The organism is Leptolyngbya sp. PL-A3, from assembly GCF_039962325.1.
In the GTDB taxonomy this organism is placed as follows: Bacteria; Cyanobacteriota; Cyanobacteriia; order Elainellales; family Elainellaceae; genus Vacuolonema.
On the sequence record NZ_JAMPLB010000007.1, the window covers coordinates 133,989 to 157,401 of the forward strand.

General features: G+C 52.2%; 16 protein-coding genes and 1 riboswitch. Of the genes, 6 read left to right on the plus strand and 10 right to left on the minus strand.

Translation table 11 applies throughout. The features are described from left to right. Nucleotides 1–56: 56 nt before the first annotated feature. From NDI52_RS08115 to rpsT, 4 genes are all read right to left on the minus strand, one after another. Nucleotides 57–1,946 carry a DNA-directed RNA polymerase subunit gamma gene (locus NDI52_RS08115; RefSeq protein ID WP_190774906.1) on the minus strand — a complete coding sequence of 630 codons (1,890 nt, stop codon included), beginning with the start codon at nt 1,944–1,946 and terminating at the stop codon, nt 57–59. A 125-nt stretch (nt 1,947–2,071) separates the two neighbouring features. Next, complete coding sequence (rpoB, locus tag NDI52_RS08120) at nt 2,072–5,371, minus strand: DNA-directed RNA polymerase subunit beta (RefSeq protein WP_190774861.1); 3,300 nt, start codon at nt 5,369–5,371, stop codon at nt 2,072–2,074. 413 nt (nt 5,372–5,784) lie between these two features. Next, nucleotides 5,785–6,609: a TatD family hydrolase gene (locus tag NDI52_RS08125; protein ID WP_190774862.1), complete on the minus strand. Its 825-nt coding sequence runs from the start codon at nt 6,607–6,609 to the stop codon at nt 5,785–5,787. A gap of 223 nt (nt 6,610–6,832) precedes the next feature. Further along, nucleotides 6,833–7,132 (minus strand): 30S ribosomal protein S20, encoded by a 300-nt coding sequence (rpsT, locus tag NDI52_RS08130; protein WP_190774863.1) that lies wholly within the window; start codon nt 7,130–7,132, stop codon nt 6,833–6,835. 653 nt (nt 7,133–7,785) lie between these two features. Here rpsT and hisD point away from each other — a divergent pair. After that, nucleotides 7,786–9,111 carry a histidinol dehydrogenase gene (gene hisD, locus NDI52_RS08135; RefSeq protein ID WP_190774864.1) on the plus strand — a complete coding sequence of 442 codons (1,326 nt, stop codon included), beginning with the start codon at nt 7,786–7,788 and terminating at the stop codon, nt 9,109–9,111. Between the two features lie 187 nt (nt 9,112–9,298). On the opposite strand, the gene NDI52_RS08140 is transcribed toward hisD, so the two are convergent. The 3 genes from NDI52_RS08140 to NDI52_RS08150 all read right to left on the minus strand — a co-directional run bounded on the left by NDI52_RS08140 (nt 9,299) and on the right by NDI52_RS08150 (nt 10,554). After that, nucleotides 9,299–9,694: a hypothetical protein gene (locus NDI52_RS08140; protein ID WP_190774865.1), complete on the minus strand. Its 396-nt coding sequence runs from the start codon at nt 9,692–9,694 to the stop codon at nt 9,299–9,301. Between the two features lie 168 nt (nt 9,695–9,862). Beyond that, nucleotides 9,863–10,144, minus strand: coding sequence for an ATP-dependent Clp protease adapter ClpS (clpS, locus tag NDI52_RS08145; protein ID WP_190774866.1), 282 nt, complete (start codon nt 10,142–10,144; stop codon nt 9,863–9,865). A gap of 215 nt (nt 10,145–10,359) precedes the next feature. Continuing rightward, nucleotides 10,360–10,554 carry a hypothetical protein gene (locus NDI52_RS08150; RefSeq protein ID WP_190774867.1) on the minus strand — a complete coding sequence of 65 codons (195 nt, stop codon included), beginning with the start codon at nt 10,552–10,554 and terminating at the stop codon, nt 10,360–10,362. Between the two features lie 406 nt (nt 10,555–10,960). Between NDI52_RS08150 and NDI52_RS08155 the strand changes: the two genes are divergently transcribed. From NDI52_RS08155 to NDI52_RS08170, 4 genes are all read left to right on the plus strand, one after another. Next, entirely contained in the window at nt 10,961–11,299 is a 339-nt protein-coding gene (locus tag NDI52_RS08155) for an STAS domain-containing protein (protein ID WP_242035851.1), read from the plus strand. Nucleotides 11,300–11,381: 82 nt separating this feature from the next. Continuing rightward, on the plus strand, nt 11,382–14,090 hold the full coding sequence (locus NDI52_RS08160; RefSeq protein WP_190774868.1) for a TIGR03960 family B12-binding radical SAM protein: 2,709 nt from the start codon (nt 11,382–11,384) through the stop codon (nt 14,088–14,090). Nucleotides 14,091–14,669: 579 nt separating this feature from the next. Then, on the plus strand, nt 14,670–16,736 hold the full coding sequence (locus NDI52_RS08165) for an Rne/Rng family ribonuclease (protein ID WP_190774869.1): 2,067 nt from the start codon (nt 14,670–14,672) through the stop codon (nt 16,734–16,736). Between the two features lie 5 nt (nt 16,737–16,741). Then, complete coding sequence (locus NDI52_RS08170) at nt 16,742–17,380, plus strand: ribonuclease HII (protein ID WP_190774870.1); 639 nt, start codon at nt 16,742–16,744, stop codon at nt 17,378–17,380. A 351-nt stretch (nt 17,381–17,731) separates the two neighbouring features. Here NDI52_RS08170 and NDI52_RS08175 read toward each other — a convergent pair whose 3' ends face one another. Then, nucleotides 17,732–18,163: a hypothetical protein gene (locus NDI52_RS08175; RefSeq protein WP_190774871.1), complete on the minus strand. Its 432-nt coding sequence runs from the start codon at nt 18,161–18,163 to the stop codon at nt 17,732–17,734. Between the two features lie 485 nt (nt 18,164–18,648). Here NDI52_RS08175 and NDI52_RS08180 point away from each other — a divergent pair, with 485 nt between their 5' ends. Next, nucleotides 18,649–20,289 (plus strand): CTP synthase, encoded by a 1,641-nt coding sequence (locus NDI52_RS08180; RefSeq protein WP_190774872.1) that lies wholly within the window; start codon nt 18,649–18,651, stop codon nt 20,287–20,289. Nucleotides 20,290–20,559: 270 nt separating this feature from the next. Here NDI52_RS08180 and NDI52_RS08185 read toward each other — a convergent pair whose 3' ends face one another. Further along, nucleotides 20,560–21,111, minus strand: coding sequence for a DUF4278 domain-containing protein (locus NDI52_RS08185; RefSeq protein ID WP_190774873.1), 552 nt, complete (start codon nt 21,109–21,111; stop codon nt 20,560–20,562). Between the two features lie 31 nt (nt 21,112–21,142). Further along, nucleotides 21,143–21,223: riboswitch (Glutamine riboswitch) on the minus strand. A gap of 459 nt (nt 21,224–21,682) precedes the next feature. Next, nucleotides 21,683–22,870 carry a 2-isopropylmalate synthase gene (locus NDI52_RS08190; protein WP_190774874.1) on the minus strand — a complete coding sequence of 396 codons (1,188 nt, stop codon included), beginning with the start codon at nt 22,868–22,870 and terminating at the stop codon, nt 21,683–21,685. Nucleotides 22,871–23,413: the final 543 nt, after the last annotated feature.

Sequence of the window (23,413 nt, forward strand, 5' to 3'; positions counted from 1 at the left end):
ATCTATTCCGCCTGATTTGCGATTTATAGGCATCGCCTATAAATCGCAACCATTAATTAGACTGACAGCACATCCAGAATGGTCTTGTTGTAGATAATGCGGCCCGGCGTGGTGTAGATGTATTGGGAAATCAGATTTCCTTCGCCATCTGTCCGTACTCGGCGGGACTTATAGCGACGCGTGATACTCCGAACATTACCCGCATCGTCTTTATCCACAAGTTCTTCGAGTGGTTTTGTGTCAGAGTCATCCTGCTCAACTTCACCATCGAACCGAACCCATACATAAGCGTGCAGATCCACCTGCCTTTGCTCGTAGGCCATAATGGCGTCCTCCAGGTTCGCGAAGTAGCGATCCTTACCCAGAGATGCATCCGGGTTCTCAGCCGTCAGGTAATAGCAACCCAGCACCATATCCTGGCTAGGGGTCACAATAGGACGCCCCGTTGCAGGAGACAGGATGTTGTTAGAGGCCAGCATCAACAAGCGGGCTTCCGCCTGAGCTTCTAACGACAACGGAACGTGAACCGCCATCTGGTCACCGTCAAAGTCTGCGTTAAACGCAGGACATACCAGCGGGTGTAGCTGAATGGCGCGACCTTCTACCAACATGGGTTCAAAGGCCTGAATACCGAGACGGTGCAACGTCGGTGCGCGGTTCAGCATGACGGGGTGTCCTTCGATCACCTCTTCCAGCACGTCCCAAACCTGGGGATCGTTGCGCTGAATCATCTTCTTAGCCGCTTTGATGTTGTTCACCAGGCCCTGGCGGATCAGACGGTGAATCACAAACGGCTGGAACAGTTCGATCGCCATTTCCTTGGGCAGACCACACTGGTGAATCTTCAGGCGAGGGCCAACCACAATAACGGAACGGCCAGAGTAGTCAACCCGCTTACCTAGAAGGTTTTGCCGGAAACGACCCTGCTTACCTTCAATAATGTCGGAGAGGGACTTCAGCGGACGGTTGTTGGCGCCCACTACGGTACGACCACGACGACCGTTATCGATCAGCGCGTCAACCGCTTCCTGAAGCATCCGCTTTTCGTTCCGGACGATGATTTCCGGAGCCAGGATTTCCTGAAGACGAGCCAGACGGTTGTTCCGGTTGATAACGCGACGATACAGGTCGTTCAAGTCGGAGGTTGCGAATCGGCCCCCATCCAGCTGCACCATCGGGCGCAGGTCGGGAGGGATAACAGGGATGACCGACAGTACCATCCACTCAGGCTTCGAGCCGGTGGCAATGAAGTTATCGATAACCCGCAAGCGCTTGATTAGCTTGGCGCGCTTCTGACCTTTTGCCGTAGCAATTTCTTCCCGCAGTTGCTCCGCTTCTTTTTCTAAAGCCAGATCTTGCAGGAGTTGCTGAAGGGCCTCTGCACCAATGCCGACCTCAACCCCAGCCAGTTGCGAGTCTTCGCTATAAAGCTGGTCTTCAATTTCAATCCACTGATCTTCCGTCAGCAGTTGCTTATAGGAGAGGTTGTCAGCATTACCAGGATTTAGAACGACATAGGCGTTGAAGTAAACAATCTGCTCAACATCCCGTAGGGGCATATCCAACAGAATTGCCATGTAGCTGGGGATGCCCTTCAGATACCAAACGTGGGTAACGGGGGCAGCCAACTTGATATAACCCATACGGTGACGACGAACACGGGATTCAGTAACTTCCACCCCACATCGTTCGCACACAATACCTCTGTGCCGTACCCGTTTGTACTTGCCACAGTGGCATTCCCAGTCCTTTGCAGGCCCAAAAATTCGTTCACAAAACAGCCCGTCCATTTCGGGCTTTAACGTCCGGTAGTTAATGGTTTCGGGTTTGGTCACTTCCCCGACTACCATGCCATTCGGCAGGGTTCTCTCTCCCCACTGACGAATGCGCTCCGGGGATGCCAGACCAATTTTGACGTAGTCAAAGCGCTGTTCTAGCTTAGGCATTACGGATGATTCCTTGTAGTGATGTAAGGCGGAAGCAAAGAAATGGGTCGGCTCTACCGCCCCAATGAAAGTCACCGACTGATCCGGTTGGGGCACTAATTCCCCAAACCGGATCGGCGACGGTGTTACTCTTCTACCTCTTCTAGCTCTTCGCGAGAGATGGATTCGTAGGTGGGACGGGATGGAGTGCGTCGGTTGCCGACATCCGCCATCAGGTCAACTTCGATGTCGCGGCTGGTACCATCATCCTGGGTTTGCAACTTGTGAGCCGCAATGTCGAGACAGAGGGATTGCAACTCACGCATCAACACCTTGAAGGATTCTGGTGTACCCGGTCTAGGAATTGGTTTGCCTTTGACGATCGCATTCAGAGCTTCGTTGCGCCCCTGCATATCGTCAGACTTCACCGTCAGCAGCTCTTGCAAAATGTAGGCAGCACCGAAAGCTTCCAGTGCCCACACCTCCATTTCCCCGAAGCGCTGTCCACCCTGCTGAGCTTTACCACCCAGAGGCTGCTGGGTAACCAGCGAGTATGGGCCCGTGGAGCGAGCGTGGATCTTATCGTCAACCAGGTGAACCAGTTTCAGCATGTAGGCTTTACCCACGGTAACCGGACGATCGAACGCTTCCCCAGTCCGTCCGTCATAGACCTCGATTTTGCCAGGATTCTCGGGGTCATATACCCAGTTATTACCGGTGCGATCGCGCGCTTCCTGCAACTTGGAGTGAGTGGTTAGACGAGATGCCTCTTCGCCATACATTTCGTCGAAGGGGGTCATCTTGAAACGCATACCAAGGTTCTCAGCAGCCCAACCCAATAGACATTCGAACACCTGACCCACGTTCATACGGGAAGGTACACCCAGGGGGTTCAATACAATGTCTACAGGTCGACCGTCGGGTAGGTATGGCATGTCTTCCAGCGGCAGAATCCGGGAAATAATTCCCTTGTTGCCGTGGCGTCCCGCCATCTTGTCGCCCACCTGGATCTTCCGTTTCTGAGCTACGTAAACGCGCACCACCATGTTTGCACCGGGAGGCAGTTCATCACCCTGTTCCCGAGTAAACACCCGCACGTCTACTACGCGGCCTTTTTCACCGTTCGGTACGCGCAGGGAGTTGTCTCGTACATCCCGAGCCTTTTCACCAAAGATGGCTCGCAGCAGTTTTTCTTCGGGGGGCTGGTCTGATTCCCCTTTTGGAGTCACCTTGCCCACGAGAATGTCACCGGATTCTACCCAGGCACCGATACGGATGATGCCGTTTTCGTCGAGTTGGCGCAGCGCGTCTTCACCGACGTTGGGAATTTCCCGAGTGATTTCCTCAGGACCAAGCTTGGTTTGACGGGCCTCAATCTCGTATTTTTCGACGTGAATGGAGGTGTAAACGTCTTCGTAAACCAGACGCTCACTAATCAGGATGGCGTCCTCGTAGTTATAGCCTTCCCATGGCATGTAAGCGACGAGGATGTTCTGGCCAAGTGCGAGTTCACCACCTTCGGTTGCAGAACCATCCGCAAGGATTTGACCGGCGATGACGCGATCGCCCACGTTTACAATGGGCCGCTGATTCAAACAAGTGTCCTGGTTAGAGCGCTGATACTTTTGCAAGTAATAATTGCGCTCACTACCATCATCGCTAAGCACCTGAATGCGGTTCGCATCCACATAGGACACCTCACCACTGGTGCGGCTCACAATTACCATCCCCGAGTCACGGGCTGCCTGGCCTTCCAGCCCTGTTCCAACTAAAGGACGTTCGGGACGGAGGAGAGGCACCGCCTGCCGTTGCATGTTTGAACCCATCAGAGCTCGGTTCGCGTCATCGTGCTCCAGGAACGGAATCAGTGATGTTGCAACGGAGATAATCTGTACGGGAGAAATGGCGACGTAGTCCACTTCTTTAGGAGTCGTAGTGGTGAAATCCTGACGGTAACGTACAGGCACCTGATCCCCAAGAATGATGCCCTCTTCATCCACAGGAATGTCTCCGGGAGCAACCCGCAGATCATCTTCTTCGTCGGCGGTCATGTAGATGGGAGTGATGTCGCGCCGCACTCGACCGTTTTCTACGGGATAGTAAGGGGTTTCGATGAAACCGTAGGCATTTACACGAGCGTGGGTTGCCAAAGAACCGATCAGACCGGCGTTGGGACCTTCTGGTGTTTCAATGGGGCAGATCCGACCGTAGTGGGAGGGGTGAATGTCTCGCACCGCGAAGCCTGCACGCTCCCGAGTCAGGCCACCAGGGCCAAGGGCACTGAGACGACGCTTGTGAGTCAGTTCTGCCAGAGGGTTGGTCTGGTCCATGAACTGCGAGAGCTGAGATGAACCGAAGAACTCTTTAATAGCCGCGACGAGAGGCTTCGGGTTCACCAGGGAGGCGGGTGTCAGTGCATCTGCATCAGACACGGTCATCCGTTCCCGGATAATCCGCTCCAAACGGTTCAAACCCACGCGCACCTGGTTTTGCAACAGTTCACCCACGGAGCGCACACGGCGGTTCCCCAGGTGGTCGATATCATCGACGTTGCCGATGTCATATTCCAGGTTGATTAGGTAGTCGATGGAGGCCAGGATGTCCTGAGGTGTCAGTACCCGAACGTTTTCTGCAACGTTGAGGCGCAGCTTTTTGTTGAGCTTGTAACGGCCCACTCGTCCCAGGTCATAACGCTTGGGATCGAAGAAGCGGGAGTCTAGCAACTGCTGACCACCCGATACCGTGGGAGGTTCACCGGGACGCAGCTTCCGGTACAGTTCCATCAACGCTTCTTCTTCAGAGAATTGGCCTTCTTTTTCGATGGTTTTCTCGAAGTATTCGGGGTGACGGAGGGCATCGAAGATTTCGCCGTCGCTCAGACCCAGTGCCTTGAGCAGCACTTGAGCGGAGAGCTTACGGGTTTTGTCGATACGAACCCAAACCAGGTCATTCTTGTCGGTTTCAAACTTCAACCAGGCACCCCGGTTGGGAATCAGGCTGGCGTTGTAAGTGCGTCGTCCGTTTTTGTCGGTTTCTGCCTTGTAGTAAACCCCAGGGCTCCGAACGATCTGGTTAACGATAACCCGCTCGGCCCCGTTAATGATGAAGGTCCCCCGGTCCGTCATCAGGGGTAAATCCCCGATGAACACTTCCTGTTCTTTAATTTCGCCGGTTTCCTTGTTGATCAGACGGGTTGGCACATACATCTGTACGGCATAGGTCGCATCCCGCCGCTTCGCATCATCCACATCATATTTAGGGCGTTTGAGCTTATAGTCCCGTCCGAGGAAGTGAAGCTCAAGCTTTCCGGTGTAGTCAGTAATGGGGGAGAAACTATCGAGTTCCTCAATTAACCCCTCTTCCAAAAACCAGCGAAAACTGGACCGTTGGATCTCAACCAGGTCAGGCAACGTAAAGTTGATGGCGGTTTGGAGTGAGTTAGTCATGCGTCTCCTCAGAACGGGTCGGCTTGTCGGGAAAATCGAAATGAGGCTGAAGGCGCCACGACCCCTATTTCATCAGGGGGATGAAATAGGGGTATGAGCTACCCAGGAGGCCTGAAATGTACTGCGGCTATGAACAAAGGGAGAGGCGGTGTTCGTTTAATTAGCACAGGATATATAAGTAGAGCGGGCAGACTCAAAATAGGCAGGAGCGGAAAGACAGAGGGTGGCCACACATCCGACACTCCTGTTTCAGTCAGGGGCAGAGCGTTAAAACGCAGGAGGGCCACCGCACAGAATGCGATCGCCCAGAGGCCAGCAAAGTTGTAAAGCGCAACGAATGATGTTCAATGTGAATCGACTCATCGCTATTCTAGCTAAAGATTTTAGCTAAGTACTTGACAAATTTAATTTGTCTAGCTAATTGCCAGGGATTCGTTTGCTGGAGTAGCCTCCGGTAAATCGGGCAACTTAAACAAGTGGCGAGCGTTTGCGGTTGTTTGCGTCGCGATCGTCTCTACAGATTCTTGACGCAGTTCCGCCACACGTTCTGCCACATGACGAACGTAGGCGGGTTGGTTACGCCGTTCACCTCGGTGAGGCACCGGAGCTAGAAATGGACAATCGGTTTCAATCAGCAAACGATTGGCCGGAACCATCTGCGCTGAGGCATGAACTGCCTGAGCATTTTTGAAGGTTACAATTCCGCTAAAGCTGACATAAAAACCCAGATCAAGAAACCATTGTGTTTCCTCAGGCGTACCACTCCAACAGTGCATGACGCCGCACACCGTTTCGCCCCTCTGCTGGCGCGATCGCAATAACTCTGCCATCTCCGCTGCTGCATCGCGACAATGGATGATAACGGGGAGGTCAAGTGTATGGGCGATCGCTAACTGAGCCTCAAATACCTGAATTTGATGCTCGTGGTTCTCGGCCTTGTAAAAGTCCAGCCCTATCTCACCGATTGCCACAATTCGAGCATCGGATCGCGCTAAATCAAAAATTTGCTCGGCAGAGTTTGCCATCCACTTTTCTGCATCCAACGGATGCAAGCCGACCGCAAAGGAGATCTCCGGAAAGCGGTCAGCAATACCTTTGATTACGGAAAATTCTGCTGGCTCTACACAGGAGTGAACCAGTTGAACAACCCCAGCTTCCCGCCATTGCCGAGCCACATCGTCCAGATCCGGCTGAAAGCTATCAAAGTTCAAATGAACGTGGGTATCAATTAGCTGCATAGGTTCAGACCGTAAACGCTCCGTTCGGTTTCTGTCCCTCTAACCTGGCCAGGGAGGCTGAATCCTCACCACGTCGTTGCTCCATCAGCTTCATCTGGCTCTTATTTGTATCGTTCTTTCTATCGCCTACGCTCAGGAGCGAAGAGCGAGAGAAACCCACATTTGAACCTTGGCAGGTTTAGCCTCCGGGTCAGGGCTTGCCCTGACCTTTGAAGACTCAAACCTAGGATGCGCTAGCCGTAGCAGATTTCTTCAAGAAGCGAGCCAAGCGAGCTTTCTTACGAGCTGCGTTGTTGGGATGGTAAACACCACGCTTCACAGCTTTGTCGATCTTGCTGTAGGCATTAGCCATCCGCTGCTTCACTTCCGCCTCCAACTCAGGAGAGGGATTGGCGGCGTACTGCTCAGCAACGGTGAAGTACCGTTTCATCAGGGTCTTGACCGCAGATTTGTAGGATTTGTTTTCGAGGCGATTGCGCTCTGCAATCTGAACCCGCTTAATTGCAGATTTAATGTTAGCCACAGCGACTCTCTGAGTTAATTGTAAAACTTTCAGCAGTTGCTTATCATAACGAACCTGTCGAGCAATTGCAACCCCTCTCTGAAAAATACTATTTCATCCATCGTCTGTGCCGTTGTGGTGACTACGCATGGATAGGTGTCTTGCTGTACAGCTCAAATGAAGGCAAAAGTTCCCGTGAATAAAGCTTTAAGGCTCGAATGATAGTGATCATCTGTAGAGCTGATTTTGGCCTTCTCACGATAAAATCGAGAGTGTAGTTCAAAGCCGTTTCGTTTATTGACCACAATGGCTGTGAGGGGAGGTTTTGCCAAGTGAGTCTTGATACAGGCAAAAATCGTCCGCTCATCCATCCTCACATGTACTTTCTTGCTCTGGTTGAGTTTCGACATGCCGGCTCATCAATTTATAAAGCTTATCCGGAGTATTATCCAGACAGGTTGGTGATGTGATTCAGGTGGCATTACGCCTCATAATCTAAATAGTCGGGATACTTGAGATGGGCAGGGCAATAAATCTTTTGTAGAGTTCGCCATGTCTTCATCCACGATACGGAATCCTCAGGAAATACAAGCTAATCTAGATAGGTGGGCTGCACAGATTTCTGAAGCAGTCTGCCGGGTGAACCCGAATTAGCATTTTTACCCCAAGTGGCGATGCTGCGCATTATCAATCAACGGTCGGACGCGCTAACTGAACTGCGACGGATTTGCGATCGCACTCATGATGACCAAATCCTTCACAAAGAGGCGACGGTTCAGCAAGTGATCCAGGCCGTCAGACGGCAAGGGGATCTGGCTGTCCTGCACTACACGGAAGAATTTGACCAGGTCACGCTGAAACCAGAAGAATTGCGGGTAAGCGGAGCAGATTTGGAAGCTGCTTACCATCAGGTCGATCAAAAGCTGTTGGAGGCAATCCAATTGGCGGCCCGAAACATTGAGGCATTCCATCGGCAACGGATGCCTAAGAGTTGGGTTGAGTTTGGACGGCATGAGACAGTTTTGGGCAAACGATATACTCCCGTGGACCGGGCCGGGCTTTATGTGCCAGGGGGTCGGGCCTCTTATCCCAGTACTGTGTTGATGAATGCGATTCCTGCCAAGGTGGCGGGAGTGCCGCGCATTGTGATGGTGACGCCGCCTGGAGAGAATGGAATCAGTCCATCAGTGCTGGTAGCGGCTCAGGAAGCTGGAGTTGCCGAGATTTATCGGGTAGGTGGGGCGCAGGCGGTTGCCGCTCTTGCCTTTGGTACTGAAAGCATTCCGAAAGTGGATGTGATCACGGGCCCTGGAAATATATATGTCACCCTCGCGAAAAAGCTGGTGTATGGAACAGTAGGGATTGATTCTCTGGCTGGCCCTTCCGAAGTTTTGGTAATCGCGGATACCTCTGCTAACCCAACCCACGTAGCCGCTGACCTTTTGGCTCAAGCGGAGCATGATCCGTTGGCGGCGGCTATCTTGCTAACTCCCAGTACCGCTTTGGCAAACGCGGTGGTCGCAGAAGTCGATCGAATGTTAGTGAATCATCCGCGACGGATGTTGACGGAGAAGGCGATCGCCCACTACGGCTTAGTAGTCGTTGTAGATTCCTTGGAAACTGCTGCAGAACTCTCTAATGAGTTTGCACCGGAGCACTTAGAGTTGGAAGTGGAAGATCCCTGGAGCTTGATGGAGAAAATCCGTCATGCTGGAGCTATTTTCTTAGGTAGTTCTACTCCGGAAGCCGTTGGTGATTACCTGGCTGGCCCTAACCATACGCTGCCGACATCCGGATCTGCTCGTTATGCTTCGGCTTTGGGGGTCGAAACCTTTATGAAGCATTCCAGCATTATTCATTATTCTCCGGCAGCTCTGCAGGAAGTGGCAGATGCGATTATTACCTTGGCTACTGCGGAAGGCTTGCCGTCCCACGCAGATTCTGTAAAGTTGCGGACTCAGGTGCCAACGGAGCAAAAAGAACAGGAATTGCATCCCTAATTATTGGAGCATTAGGTGGTGCAAGAACTTTAGAAGTGCTGGTTCTTCAAACATTTCAACTTCTTAGATGCGACACGTTCGTTAATTTGCTGTGCCGCTAGCCTGTTCAGGGTAAGTTGTTAGATATCAGAAACCCGGTGCTTTGAAGACACCGGGTTTTCTGCTGTGGCAGGGATGGCGCAAAGCCTTAACTTTTAAGAACGGCTTGGTTCGTCAGGTAGCGCTTCAAGCTCAGAAGGCTAATGGTGTGCCCCAAACCCAATGGCAGGGGAGAGACGCCCTCAAGGCAGGACTGGATCCATCCATCACCCCAGTGCCAGCGATGGAATCCGTCTATTCCCTGGCTGAGCAGTAACTCTAGAGTATTGGCTTCAACAGATTGAACATAATGGCAAACGGCGATCGGGCCAATCCACCGGGTGAAGGTAGTTCCTTCGGTTAATTCGTCGGGTAGTCCTTGGGAGAAGCCTGATGGGAGCATCCATTGTTTGAGCTGAGCCACATTCAGGAGGCTTTTGCGAATAGCTGCCTCTGTTGCCTCAATTTCGATACGGATATTGGTCTGTTGAAATTGCCCTAGCATGGCTCAAACGACCTCAAGAAATTAAATACAGCTTGAGAGAAAGAGATTGTAGCCCTTGCTGTAAGCATGGCTGTTAGACCATAGCTTTCACAACAAGAGCCCTATCCTGCTTCGTTCAAAATTCCCAAGACCTAATTAGACAAAATAGCCATTACTGCTCTGTCTTTATTATTCGTCGGGTTCGATAGTACTGGTTAGTCCCTGGCTTTTTAGACTCTCGCTATAAAACTCTGCATGTTCTTGAGCGCACGTGATGACCAAGGCAACGCCACTGCTATGAGCTTCCATCATGATGCTGACGGCCTGAGGGACTGTCAGACTAGCGACGGTTTTCAGGAGAGACTGCACCACATGTTCCATTGAGTTGAAGTCGTCGTTATGCAGCAGAACCTTGTATCGAGGTGCGTGCCTAGTAGTGGTTGAACTCTGTTCAATCGTTTGGACGGACACTGCTGAAATCCTCTTGGCTAGCGACAAACCAATGGCGAATGGAGAGGGATGAACTGAACCCACGCCAACAAACTGCGTAGTTACACAGGTCGCCATTCATCTTTCTCAACATTCTAGAACACGGTTATCAGAGCAGCAACGTTCCGAGAGGCGATTCGGCATATTGACATCCCAGTCCGTCCTCATCCTAGAGATTGTAGGTTTTATGCACAGGCCTAAAGACTGGGCACTAGCTGTACTCTCCCGGCGTCCATCTCCTCCATCAGCAATTCAAGAGCTTCATAATCTACTTCTGATACGTATCCCAACCGGGTTAATTCGTAGTTAATTTCGTTTTCGATGTCAGGAGTGAGCTTTTTGATGTAGAGCGCTTTTTCGACAAGGTGACGAATCGGATGAGTAGATTTCATTAGTGCTAGGTCCTGAGGAGAGCGTCATCTTTGCTTATTCTCCGCGTATTTCCAGGCAGGACAGGTGATCTAACCCAGGATAGGTGTGTGATTAAGATCACGGCATGCAAAATAAAAGTTACGTTTTCCTAAGTATTAGGGAACTTAATGCCTTCGTCTCGATTCAAGCTATCCGTAAACCGAAGGAAATTAAGGATGATTGTTGTCAATCCGTATACTCTCATACCTTATTGCTGAAATGTTTAGCATGAAAATGCGAGTATTCGTAACGTTTCCTTGAAGATTCGGTGAAACTAACGAGATGATTGGCTCGTATTGAGATGAAGCAGTTATAGTCCATGGTATTTCTACTGAGTAATCCAACGGGATTTGCTCATCGTGCGTACCAAACCACAGCAGGATGGTCATGATGCAAGAACTGTTAGCAAAATCTTCTATTACTTGTGTGCAGCCTACTGGGCACATTAATGCTTCTAACTCCAGTGCATTTCAGCAAAATTTAGAGGCTGCTTTGAGTCAACAGCCTCTCCAGTGTCTTTTGGTGGATCTAAGTCAAGTTGAATCTCTTGATAGTGCTGGTTTGATGGCCCTTGTCTCAGCGCACTCGCTGGCTCAACAATCCAACGTAGATCTGCATCTTTGTGGAATTTCACCCACGATTCAAATTATTTTTGAAGTGACCCAACTGGATCGGGTTTTCCGAATTCACCCCGATCGCTCTTCTGTTGAGGCTGTACTGGCCTAGATTCTCTTGTTATTTCTCCCCGACGGTTGCCAGACTCCGTATACTAGGTAGTTGATCTGGTCTGGTAACTTGAGGTTTTGCTGTGGCGATCGCAATCGATCAACTCCTGACAACGGATATTTCCCGTCCGGCCCGCTACTTGGGTAATGAGTTAGGAGCCGTTCGTAAGCCTTGGCAGACGGCTTCGGTGCGTTGGGTGTTGACCTATCCTGAGGTCTACGAGGTGGGTGCGTCCAATTTAGGACACATTATCCTTTACAGCATTCTGAATACTCAGCCGCGTCAGTTGTGCGATCGCGCCTATCTGCCTGCTCCCGACCTGACAAGCAAACTGCGGGAATCCCAAACACCTTTATTTGCGGTGGAGTCCCGCCGTCCCCTGACGAACTTCGACATTTTGGGCTTCAGCCTCAGTTATGAGCTGGGAGCCACTAACATTCTGGAGATGCTCGACCTGGCTCAGATTCCGTTGACTTGGCGAGAGCGACAAGATCACTCTCCCTGGCCTGACGAGCACTCCACAAGTTTTCCCCTAATTTTTGCGGGCGGTCAAACCGCCACCTCCAACCCCGAACCCTATGCCGATTTCTTCGACTTCATTGTGCTGGGGGATGGGGAAGAATTGCTGCCCGAAATTGGCCTGGTGCTTGAAGAAGGAAAAGCGGCGGGGATGAGCCGTGAAGAAATTCTTCTGGATCTGGCTCAAGTTCCGGGGGTTTATGTTCCTCAGTTTTACGATATGCGGCCTGATGGTTCGGTAGAACCCAATCGGCCTGATGTGCCCAAGCGAATTCTCCGGCGTGTTGCAACCCCAATGCCTGCCTACTCGATCGGACTGGTGCCGTTTGTAGAGACAGTGCACGATCGCCTGGTGATTGAGATCCGTCGAGGTTGCACACGAGGTTGTCGGTTCTGCCAGCCGGGAATGCTAACTCGCCCGGCGAGGGATGTAGAGCCTGCCGCGGTGGTGGATGCTATTGAGCGAGGTATTCGAGAAACGGGGTACAACGAGTTTTCGTTGCTGTCTCTAAGTTGCTCTGATTATCTGGCTTTACCGGCCGTTGGTATTGAAATTAAGAACCGCTTGCAGGGGGAGAATGTATCCCTCAGTCTTCCCAGCCAGCGGGTAGACCGGTTTGACGAAGATATTGCCAATATCATAGGCGGGATGCGTCCTGGTACGCTGACCTTTGCACCAGAAGCTGGAACTCAGCGCCTACGAGACATCGTTAACAAGGGTTTGACTAACGAGGAGCTGCTACGGGGTGTCAAAACGGCCTCCGAGCAGGGATGGGACCGGGTCAAGCTGTACTTTATGATTGGCCTTCCGGGTGAAACAGACGCCGATGTACTAGGCATTGCGGAAACGATGCGCTGGTTGCAGCAGGAATGCCGCATCAAGGGCCGCAAGCCGTTAGGATTTAACGTCACCATTTCTAATTTCACCCCCAAACCCCACACGCCATTCCAATGGCATTCGGTATCAACGGCTGAATTTGAGCGGAAGCAACAGTTGTTGCGGCAGGAGTTTCGCACCATTCGTGGGGTGAAGGCCAACTTCACCGATGTGCGGATCTCGGCTATGGAGGATTTTGTGGGGCGGGGCGATCGCCGCCTCTCCACAGTCATCCGTCGCGCCTGGGAATTGGGAGCGGGGATGGATGCCTGGTGGGAAAGCCTGGATCGGGCCTTTGCTGCCTGGACAACGGCGATCGCAGAAGCTGACCTGACCTGGAAGTATCGCAAGGTGGATGCCGGAGAATGGAACGTCTTTGATGTCCCCGAAGGTTCGGAGCGTGAAGCCCATCGTAAATTGAACCCTTCAATCTACGATGCACCGTTGCCATGGGATCACCTCGATACAGGCATCGATAAGGGTTGGCTTAAAACGGATTTGCAGAAGGCATTGGAAGCGGCTGTTGTTCCAGATTGCTCCTTTGATGGCTGCTCCCACTGCGGAGTTTGTGGCACTGACTTCGGCCACAATATCGTGGTGCCACCCCCCCCAATTCCCCAGTTCACTGGACACTTTGTCCCGCCCATCGAACGAGTACAGCGGCTCCGGGTCGTGTTTGGCAAGTTGAACGATTTGCGTCTGACCGGCCACTTGGATCTGGTACGTCTTCTGGATCGAGCGGTGCGGCGGGCGGCGCTACCCATTGCGTTTAGTGGAGGATTTCACCCAAATCCTCGGATTATGCCAACGATGGCACTGTCGCTGGGCCTAACCAGCTCAGGCGAAATTGTGGAATTCGATTTGACGGAGAAAGTGGATCCAGAGGAATTCCGTCAGCGATTAGCGGTTCAGTTGCCGGATGACATGCCCCTCTATAAAGTTGAGGATGTTCCATTGGGTGGTGGGCCGAATACTCCCGAGACACCCCCAGCAACGCGATTGTTGGAGCGAGCCGAGTATGTAGCTGCGATCGCCCCTTCCGAAGACGCCCCGGCAGACCTGACCCCTGAGCAAGTGGCAGAGTGCGTGGCAGAACTTTGGGCAGCAGCGGAAATTAATCTGGAGCAGACAACGAAATCGGGCAAGGCTTATATCGTCAATATGCGCGATCGCCTTTACGCCCTGGAAGTTGTTCCCAAGTTTCCCGTGCCTCTCCCTACCTTGTCACCGCTACCAGCAAATACCCTCTTTGTGAGATTTACAGGGGTTTGCCGCAACGATGGCACCTTCCTGCGACCCGAACATGTGGCACAAATGCTAGAAGTGGTATCTGAGTTCCCCTGGCAACTGATCCATGCCCATCGGCAGCAGTTACATTTGGCCAGCGCTGAGTAATCTCAAATTTCCTGGAATCAGCGAGCACGGCTGTATTTGCGGTACTCGCTAGATGTTGGAGGGTACATATTTCCTTGATTTCTCTGGCAGGGCGGGGAATGACAAGCTATGCTGGATGCAAGGTTGTGGGCGGAAGCAAACCTTGCCGAAAATTGACTTGCTCCACAGCGATTGTCAATTTTTGCAGCACATCTTCAGACACGCGCTATAATTCCAGTCAAAAGTACGCTGATGCGAATTGAACGCCCCTGAAGTGCCAGCGGCACCAATCGGCGACAAGCGTCGGGTGATTCTTCGCTTCCGCAGGAATTTTTACAACCTCCATGGGCAGTTTGGGTGCCTGGTTCCCGCAGACATTTCTCTGTGTGGTCAGACTTGGTTATACAAACCGTCAATGTTTGGATTGAGCTAGCGGCTGGGTATTCGGTCGATCGCTCCCCTTGCTGAGTGAGAGCTATACCCATCTTCAGAAGCCCGATTATTCTCTAGGCGAACCATGCAGGTTTTACATCGTATCAGGCAGGTGCCCAAACCGTATGCGCTACCTCCTGTACCCCCCCTACGTATTGAGGAAACTGAATGTCAAAGCAAATCATCATCGCAGAGCAGCACCGCATAGCCGCGGTCTTCTCTGAAGATCAGATACAAGAGCTGATCGTTGCAACGGGCAGTCATCAGGTCAGTGACATCTATTTAGGCATTGTTGAAAACGTTCTCCCCGGTATTGATGCTGCTTTTGTCAACATTGGGGATAGTGAGCGCAATGGCTTTATTCATGTCTCCGATTTGGGGCCTCTCCGTCTGAAGCGCGCCGCCGCTCCCATCACCGAGCTGCTTGTTCCCCAGCAGAAGGTGCTGGTGCAAATTATGAAAGAGCCGACGGGTAACAAAGGCCCCCGGCTCACTGGAAATATCACCCTGCCCGGACGCTACCTGGTGCTGATGCCCTTCGGGCGAGGTGTGAACCTTTCCCGTCGGATTCGTAATGAAAATGAACGCAACCGTCTTCGGGCTCTGGCCATCCTGGTAAAACCCGCCGGTATGGGTTTGTTAGTGCGAACCGAAGCGGAAAGTGTTCCGGAAGAAGCCATCATCGAGGATCTGGAAGCACTGCAACGGCAGTGGGAAACCATCCAGCAGGAAGCCCTAACCAGCCGTGCCCCCAGCCTGTTGAACCGGGACGATGACTTTATCCAAAAAGTATTGCGGGATGTGCATAGTGCGGAAGTAAACCGGATCGTGGTGGATTCCCCCAATGGCACGAAGCGGGTGAAGCAACATCTGTTGAACTGGAGCGGTGGTAAAGCTCCTCAGGGTGTGCTGATTGACCATCACCGGGAAAAAGCTCCGATTCTTGAATATTTCCGAGTGAATGCGGCTATTCGAGAAGCGCTCAAGCCCCGTGTTGATCTGCCCTCCGGTGGCTACATCATTATCGAGCGTACTGAAGCTCTGACGGTTATCGACGTTAACTCTGGATCCTTTACCCGTTCGGCAACAGCCCGGGAGACAGTACTCTGGACGAACTGCGAAGCAGCGGCAGAAATTGCCCGGCAACTGCGTCTACGCAACATCGCCGGGGTGATTGTGGTGGACTTCATTGATATGGATTCCCACCGTGACAAGTTGCAGGTACTGGAGCAATTCACGAAGGCTCTGCGTGCAGATAAAGCCCGTCCTCAGGTCGCCCAGTTGACGGAGTTGGGTCTGGTGGAACTGACCCGCAAACGTCAGGGACAAAATATCTATGAACTCTTTGGGCGGCCCTGTCCAACGTGTGGTGGGATGGGGCATTTGGTGCATCTGCCCAGTGAATCGGACGACGTCGTGCATGCCCTGGATACGGGAGGTAGTGGGCGATCGATCGCTCCACCTCGCGAAGTGACTCCTGCGGAACCTCGCATCATTCCCCGAGAGCCTCGCGAATCCTGGGATAGTGGCGTGGATTATGGCTCTGATGGGATGGCTGAGCCTTTGGCCGCTAGCCTGATTAGCCATCCAAGCTATCAGGATCGGGGTAAAGGCGATCGCCGTCGTCGTCGTGGACGGCCTGCTCGCAATGGAGACAGTATTCCTCGGCCCGTTTTGGGAGGAGGGCGTCCTCTGGAACTGGCCCCGAGTTTGCCGGAGCCTGTGTCACCCCTGGATGACATTGCGCCCGAACTCCCTGCCCCACCCATTGAACGGGAGCGGGTCGTGAAAGAACCGCGTCCTGAACGAGGTCGAGGCCGTCGTGAAAAACCTCCGGCTGAGCCACCCGAAGTGGTTATGGTTGAGATGACCGCAGAGGAGCAGGAACTGTACGCCATGATGGGAATTTCTCCTCTGGTACTGGCTCCAGATACAGTAAAAAATCCCAAATCGGCAGTGGTATCTGTTTACTTACCCGGTATGGCTCCGGCAACCGCACCGACCGTGTCTGTAATGAACGACACAGAAGGTGATGACGATAGCTATAACTACAGGGGAGCGGTGGCTCTGGCAGATGAGGATAATGGTTGGGAGCCCGGCCCCGTAACTCCGGAACCTGTACGATTGCCTGAACCCGCCGCCGACTCTGAAGCATCTGATGCGAGTGAGCAGAATGGTGCTCCGAACCGTCGTCGTCGTCGTCGTTCGTCCGCGTCCGGCGGATCGGATGATTAAGGCCCATGCGCCGAACTCGCCGTCAGGCTGACGGGTTTTTGCAACTGACGATCGCTCCTGCCACAGAAGGTATCAACTGGGTGGCGGGAGTCGATGAGGTTGGACGAGGAGCTTTATTTGGGCCAGTAGTCGCCGCCGCCATCATTTTGTCAGATGCGGCGGCGATCGCCCTTCAGCAAGCCGGAGTCACCGACAGCAAGTTGCTAACTCCCGCTCGACGCGAGAGCCTGGCCCGAGAAATTCTTTCCCAGGCAACAGCGTGCCACATTGGGTATGCATCGGTTCGTGAAATTGATCGGATGAATATTCTCAGAGCTTCTCTGTTGGCGATGCAGCGAGCGATCGCCCGACTCAGTCCCACTCCCGACCTGTGTCGTATAGATGGTAATCAAACGATTCCCCAACTTCTACTTGCTCAGGAAGCGGTGGTGAAAGGCGATCAGCACCATGTGGAGATTGCAGCGGCGAGTATTGTGGCGAAAGTATGGCGCGATCGCCTAATTACTCGGTTAGACCGGCGCTATCCCGGCTATGACCTGGCTCAAAACAAGGGCTACGGAACTCAGAAGCATCGGCAGGCGATCGCTACTCTAGGGCTAACCCCTCAGCATCGCCGTTCTTTCACCCGTAGTTTTCAACCATAGTTGATGTAGCCCTACGGGTTCAAAGCCCTGTAGTTTATGTTTGAGAAGCCGCACGAAGCGCGGCTTCTCAAACATAAACTAGTACGCTGAGGCGGAAATCCATCACCTATGTTTTTGTGTGGGGTGCTTCGCACCCCACACAAAAACATAGTATGCAAACTTAGGCCGCAGCGTACTAGTAATTTTCATTGCGGCTCTAAAGCCACAATAGGATGAAGTTTTTTGTTCAAAAGAATTGTGGGCAACGCTTTGCGCTGCCCACAATTGGTGTTTGGATTTTATGAACAGATGTGGGTTGTGAGCAATACTTTACGGAGCCCACAACCCATATAACAAGTAACCGGAGTTGGACTACTCGCCTGTGCTAGCTTCCCCAGTGCTGACTTCCAGGGTGTAAGCGCCTCGGCTAGTGCTGTCCATCCCATTGGCGATAACCAGAAACTGACCATCGCGAGGTAGCACGATTTCCAGGCGGGAGCTTTGGGTACCCGGAACGTTGCCGCCTTCTCCCAGAACAAAGGAATCTGGGTTTTGGGGATCCAGAACAGCTAAATAGGGAGTGAATGTCTCACTCTCCATGTTGACGACAATGGTTTGTCCCTGTTGTCCTTCAATGGTGTATTCGTCGTACAGGCTATTGTCACTAGGCAGTACCTTGTCGCCTTCTTCTAAAGCGCCGTCCTGGGTTAGCAGGGTTTCTGCGAGGGCGCTATGAACCCAGCCACCCCCCAGCAGAACCGCTGTGCTGAGCACTGCTCCTGCGATTCGTGCGTAAGCCTTCATGATCGTTACTCCTCTAAATGAGAACAAGTTGATAAACGCCCCGGGCAGGAGCGTGGCATGCATCATTTCTACATCACCCGTAGGTGATGGATGTACCCCGCCAGGCATAGATTGACGATTAATACACAGTAAAGTGCCCGCCTCCCGGGTAAAACTTTAATTCTTGAAAGTTTTAAGAATTGTTGTTTTGTTTCCTTTCAAACTGTTCTGAAATCCCTGATTTTAGGTCTATGTAGCGTATGTAAAGTCAGGAGCGTACACAAAGCCAAGGACTTTAGAAGAAAAGCCCGGACGGATAGGAGTGAACATGGATTTGTGTGGCCTACCCCCATTCAACCTATAATAGTTAATGATTTTAAGGTTTATGACGATCGCCATGACTGTGGCAGAATGTATGGGTTGTGGTTTGTGACTGAATCTCGGTCATGGTTCAGAGATAAACCGCACAGAACCACCATGGGCGATCGCACTCCAAGTTAGCTTTTATGACGAAATTTATTTTTGTGACCGGTGGGGTAGTCTCCAGTATCGGTAAAGGTATTGTTGCGGCCAGTTTGGGGAGGCTGCTCAAGTCTCGGGACTATTCCGTTTCGATCCTCAAGCTCGACCCCTATATCAACGTTGATCCTGGCACCATGAGCCCTTTCCAGCATGGGGAAGTGTTTGTGACCGAGGATGGAGCCGAGACGGATCTGGATTTGGGTCACTATGAGCGCTTCACCGATACCTCCATGTCGCGGCTGAATAGCGTGACCACGGGTTCGATCTATCAAGCCGTTATTAATAAAGAGCGGCGAGGCGATTACCAGGGGGGAACCGTACAGGTGATTCCTCACATCACCAACGAGATTAAAGAACGTGTGCATCGGGTGGCCCAGAATACCAACCCCGATGTGGTCATCACCGAAATTGGTGGCACCGTTGGGGATATTGAATCGCTACCCTTTCTAGAAGCTATTCGTCAGTTCCGCAAAGATGTGGGTCGGCGGGATGTGCTCTATATGCATGTCACTCTGTTGCCGTGGATTCCCTCAGCCGGGGAGATGAAGACAAAGCCCACCCAGCACTCGGTGAAGGAACTGCGTTCCATTGGGATTCAGCCAGATATTCTGGTGTGTCGGTGCGATCGCCCCCTCGCCTCCAGCATTAAGGAAAAAATCTCTGGCTTCTGTGACGTTCCTGTATCCTGCGTTGTTACCTGTCAGGATGCCAGCAGCATCTATGAAGTACCGACGAATCTGGAACGGGAAGGCTTGGCACACCAAGTGCTCGATATTTTGCAGATGGAGCAGCGACAGCCTGACTTGAGGCAGTGGCAGGCCCTGGTAGAGCAACTGCACCGCCCTAGTCAGCCCTTCGAAGTGGCGATCGTGGGTAAGTATGTGCAACTGACCGACGCCTACCTTTCGGTAGTGGAATCGTTGAAACATGCGGCCCTCAGTGAAGGCGGTGACCTAAAAATTCGTTGGATTAACTCTGAGGATCTGGAACCCCTGACGGTGGAGCATCACCTGCGAGGTGTCCAGGCTATTCTTGTCCCGGGTGGTTTTGGTCCCCGAGGTATTGATGGCAAAATTGCCGCTATCCGATACGCCCGTGAAAACCAGATCCCCTTCCTGGGGCTGTGTCTGGGGATGCAGTGCGCGGTTATTGAGTGGGCACGCAATATGGCTGGGCTACAGGATGCAACCAGTTCTGAGTTTGACAAAGAGACTACTAACCCGGTCATTAACCTGTTACCCGAACAACATGATGTGGTAGACCTGGGCGGTACTATGCGCCTTGGGCTGTACCCCTGCCGTATTGCTCCTAATTCCCTGGCAGATCGGCTGTACGGTGATGAGGTAGTGTATGAGCGGCATCGGCATCGCTATGAGTTTAACAACGCCTACCGCACCTTGTTCTTGGAGTCGGGATATCTGGTGAGTGGTACGTCGCCGGATGGCCGTCTGGTGGAAATGGTAGAACTGCCGGGGCATCCTTTCTTTATTGCCTGCCAATTCCATCCAGAGTTTCAGTCCCATCCCAACAAGCCTCATCCATTGTTCCGAGGCCTGGTGCAGGCGGCGATCGCCCGTGCCCAACATTCCCAACCGGAACTACAGTTGGAACCGACTAACGCCTAAACGTCTCGGCCTGTGTCTGCACGTTTCTGGTGCAGAGACAAACTCATACAATCTGGTTAGGACAGTTTATTTTTGAAAAGCGCCGCTTTTCAAAAATAAACTGTCTGGTTCTGTGTACGTAGTGCGCAAGATTAAGAAAACGGGCCAGTGTGTGGAAACACACTGGCCCGATTCACTATCGCGGCAAGCTCAAAATCCGTTGTTCAGGGAAGGTTGAAATCGGCTGGAGTGTTTCGCTTACAGCGATAGTGTTTGTCTCACCACAGACACTTAACTCATGGCTCGATGGCTACTTTCATAACCACCGAAGTCATGGGGGATTTTTCCCTGGATCTGGCTTTCGTAGCCCGTTACCTGCTCAATGGGTAGACCAATCTTCTCGGCAAGGCGTACCATCATGTCCTGTTCGCGACGACGCATGCTCTTGTGGCGTTGGATAAACAGATTGCGGGAGCGATCATTAATAGACATGGTAGGTACAGCAGCTTCGACTGCGGGCGTAGGAACAACTTCAGGAACAGCACCGAGCGCGATAGGGGCAGCGGGTGCCATGACTGGGGCCGCTTCAAAGACGGGAACCGTTGCAGGAATAGGAACTGTTGCAGGGACAGGAACCGGGCTTGTAATAGGAGTCGGGCGACCGCTGTGGTACGTAGCGCCACGCCACTTCAGTTCGTAGCTGGGCATTTCAGGAACATTTTCAGCTCTCCGAAACATAACGGATAAGCCACGGTACAGGCCTTTCGCAAGGACTGGGCCAATTTTAAGTAGTGTAGAGTTGGGCGAACTATCATAGCTAACGCCGCGATACTTGAGTTTCATGTTGCCTCCTTGAAGCGATGAAGCATGGTGCGGCGCGTTCCTTCGGGAGGATTCCCTACTTCCGTCTCTCCGCGACTGCTCAGAGCCTCAGCCCAGCGGAGAGATGAACGATTTATTGGTTTATATTCGTATCATAGGCTACGGTTTTGAGAGGTGCCGGCTTTTTTGATACTTCGATACAAAGGGCTCGGCCTGCTTTACTTTTCTTCATCAAGATCTCATTTTTTAGTCTTGGCTATGTCTTTGTCGTTCTTAGTCTCTCCAGGGTTTACACATTAGACCTCCTGCATGAATCGATTTCTGAGAGCGTGAATTGTTGCGCAGCCGCGCAACAATTCACGCAGGAGGTCTATTCTTGTTGTGTGTGGTGTGCAAAGTACACCACACACAACAAGAATGCACCGGGCTAAGGACTTTTGGGATCGTTGTGCGTTGCACACGCATAGGCGTTTTGGAGTACCCCGTATCATGTGGTACTCCAAAACGCTCTTAATCCGAACTTGGGTTGTTTAGATTTCTAAAGTGTTTTCAGAAATCTGGAAATTGCATTGGAAATTGCATGTGCCTTCTTTCAAGCCATCTGGAGTTTCAACGTGCCATTCTCCAAAAGTTCCAGAACCTCACTGGCAGAAAAGGATCGCTTTTGCTGCATGGCGATCGCTTTCAAATCTGCTCTTAAGCTCTCGTACTGGTGGCGACTGAGCGATTGCCCCAACTGCTGCTCGAATAGGTGCTGGAGATTGCTGATACCGCTGCATTTGCCAAACCAAATTTCAGGTTCGACGTGGGGAAAGATGCAGTAGCTGTGGCGATCGCGCAATAACGAGTGAACGTGGACGCCGCTTTCGTGGCGTTGCGCCTGCGGGGAGTAGGGGGCATGAGCTCGGGCTCCGAGGCTGTGCAGGTATTCTGTGACGTGATTGAGGGCATCGTAATCGATGCCGGCGACTTCCCACCCAAAGCGCCACTTTAGGCCGTGGAGAACTTGTTCCAGCGCAACATTGCCAGCCCGTTCACCAATGCCGCCGAAGGTGCCTGAGATGCCACAGGCTCCGGCTCGAACGGCCTGAATGGTATTTTCTAGAGCCATGCCCATGTCGTTGTGAAAGTGGACGGCCAGAGGTGCTTGTCGGGTGTGAGCGAGGAGGTTAGAAATCCACTGATAAGTTGTTTCCGGTGTAAGAATGCCGACGGTATCGCACAGCAGAAAATGCTCAATATAGGGCTGGAATTTGCAGATGCAATCCACCAGAAAATCAAAGTCGGTGCGGCTAGCATCCTCGGCAGCAAAGCAGATTTTCAGACCGCGCTCGTCGGCGTAGCGTAAGTGTTCCACCACTTTATTGAGCATGGCCTGGCGGATCTGTTCCAGCACAGATTCTGGGATACCGTCTTCCAGGGTTTTGTCGCGGTAGGCGGGGTGCTGTCGCAGGTCGGGGTCACGGAGGAGAAGGAGGCGATCGCTCACGGCATGGAATAGGATAATTTGCCGCACTCCACAGGCAACGGATTGATCAATAGCCGTTTTTGTCAGCATGGTGGAGGCAATAATTTGTTGCCCCAACCCTTCATGAATCAGGGAGCGAACCAGGGTTGCTTCGCTCGCGTGGACAGCGGGCATCAATGCAATTTGGTGAACCCCAGTGCGGGCAATGGCGTGGGCCAGGGTATGCTCGATGTCGGGGTCGAAAAAGAGCCCAACCTGCTGTTGGCCATCGCGTAGAGTTTCGTCTGATATTGTCAGAGTCAGCGTTTCCATAGGGTTTAGAGCAATCTTCAGGGAACAGCGCTGCCACGAGCGCCATTACAGAGTGAGTTCCCCTCGCATCGCTGGGGAACTGACCCTGTATTGAGAAAGAGTGAGAGTCTCTCTTGAATAAAAACGGGACAAAAACGGGTTTAAGCCATGATTGAAATGCGATAGGCAAACTGGCTCGTTCCAGTCACCACGGCAGACCCTACGTTTCTGTCCTGATTAATGGCTTTTGAAGATTGCAGCAATCGCCACCTGATAGGGGTTCCTGTCTCCCCCTAAAATTCCAATTTTGGATGTCTTGTATCACAACCATGCCTCCTTACACCACACGTTTTCCCTTTTGCCGATGCCCCTCAAATAGACTGGAAATGGCTTGCCGATGAGCCTAGCATTCCTTGTGGGCACTGTTAACTAGTTTCTTCAATTCCTCACAGTCCTTTTTCAAAAAGTTGAACTTTTTTCCTGAAAGGGCTGATTTTAGAACTGGACTTACAATTTCGATCGCCTAGTAATGCCAGCGGGAATTAACTATGGTTGACGGCCAAC

What these genes read in the sequence shown, in the direction of transcription:
- NDI52_RS08115 (WP_190774906.1), bottom strand. Translation starts at nt 1,946, where the DNA reads ATGCCTAAGCTAGAACAGCGCTTTGACTACGTCAAAATTGGTCTGGCA.
- rpoB (WP_190774861.1), bottom strand. Translation starts at nt 5,371, where the DNA reads ATGACTAACTCACTCCAAACCGCCATCAACTTTACGTTGCCTGACCTG.
- NDI52_RS08125 (WP_190774862.1), bottom strand. Translation starts at nt 6,609, where the DNA reads ATGCAGCTAATTGATACCCACGTTCATTTGAACTTTGATAGCTTTCAG.
- hisD (WP_190774864.1), top strand. Translation starts at nt 7,786, where the DNA reads ATGCTGCGCATTATCAATCAACGGTCGGACGCGCTAACTGAACTGCGA.
- NDI52_RS08140 (WP_190774865.1), bottom strand. Translation starts at nt 9,694, where the DNA reads ATGCTAGGGCAATTTCAACAGACCAATATCCGTATCGAAATTGAGGCA.
- NDI52_RS08150 (WP_190774867.1), bottom strand. Translation starts at nt 10,554, where the DNA reads ATGAAATCTACTCATCCGATTCGTCACCTTGTCGAAAAAGCGCTCTAC.
- NDI52_RS08155 (WP_242035851.1), top strand. Translation starts at nt 10,961, where the DNA reads ATGATGCAAGAACTGTTAGCAAAATCTTCTATTACTTGTGTGCAGCCT.
- NDI52_RS08165 (WP_190774869.1), top strand. Translation starts at nt 14,670, where the DNA reads ATGTCAAAGCAAATCATCATCGCAGAGCAGCACCGCATAGCCGCGGTC.
- NDI52_RS08170 (WP_190774870.1), top strand. Translation starts at nt 16,742, where the DNA reads ATGCGCCGAACTCGCCGTCAGGCTGACGGGTTTTTGCAACTGACGATC.
- NDI52_RS08175 (WP_190774871.1), bottom strand. Translation starts at nt 18,163, where the DNA reads ATGAAGGCTTACGCACGAATCGCAGGAGCAGTGCTCAGCACAGCGGTT.
- NDI52_RS08180 (WP_190774872.1), top strand. Translation starts at nt 18,649, where the DNA reads ATGACGAAATTTATTTTTGTGACCGGTGGGGTAGTCTCCAGTATCGGT.
- NDI52_RS08185 (WP_190774873.1), bottom strand. Translation starts at nt 21,111, where the DNA reads ATGAAACTCAAGTATCGCGGCGTTAGCTATGATAGTTCGCCCAACTCT.
- NDI52_RS08190 (WP_190774874.1), bottom strand. Translation starts at nt 22,870, where the DNA reads ATGGAAACGCTGACTCTGACAATATCAGACGAAACTCTACGCGATGGC.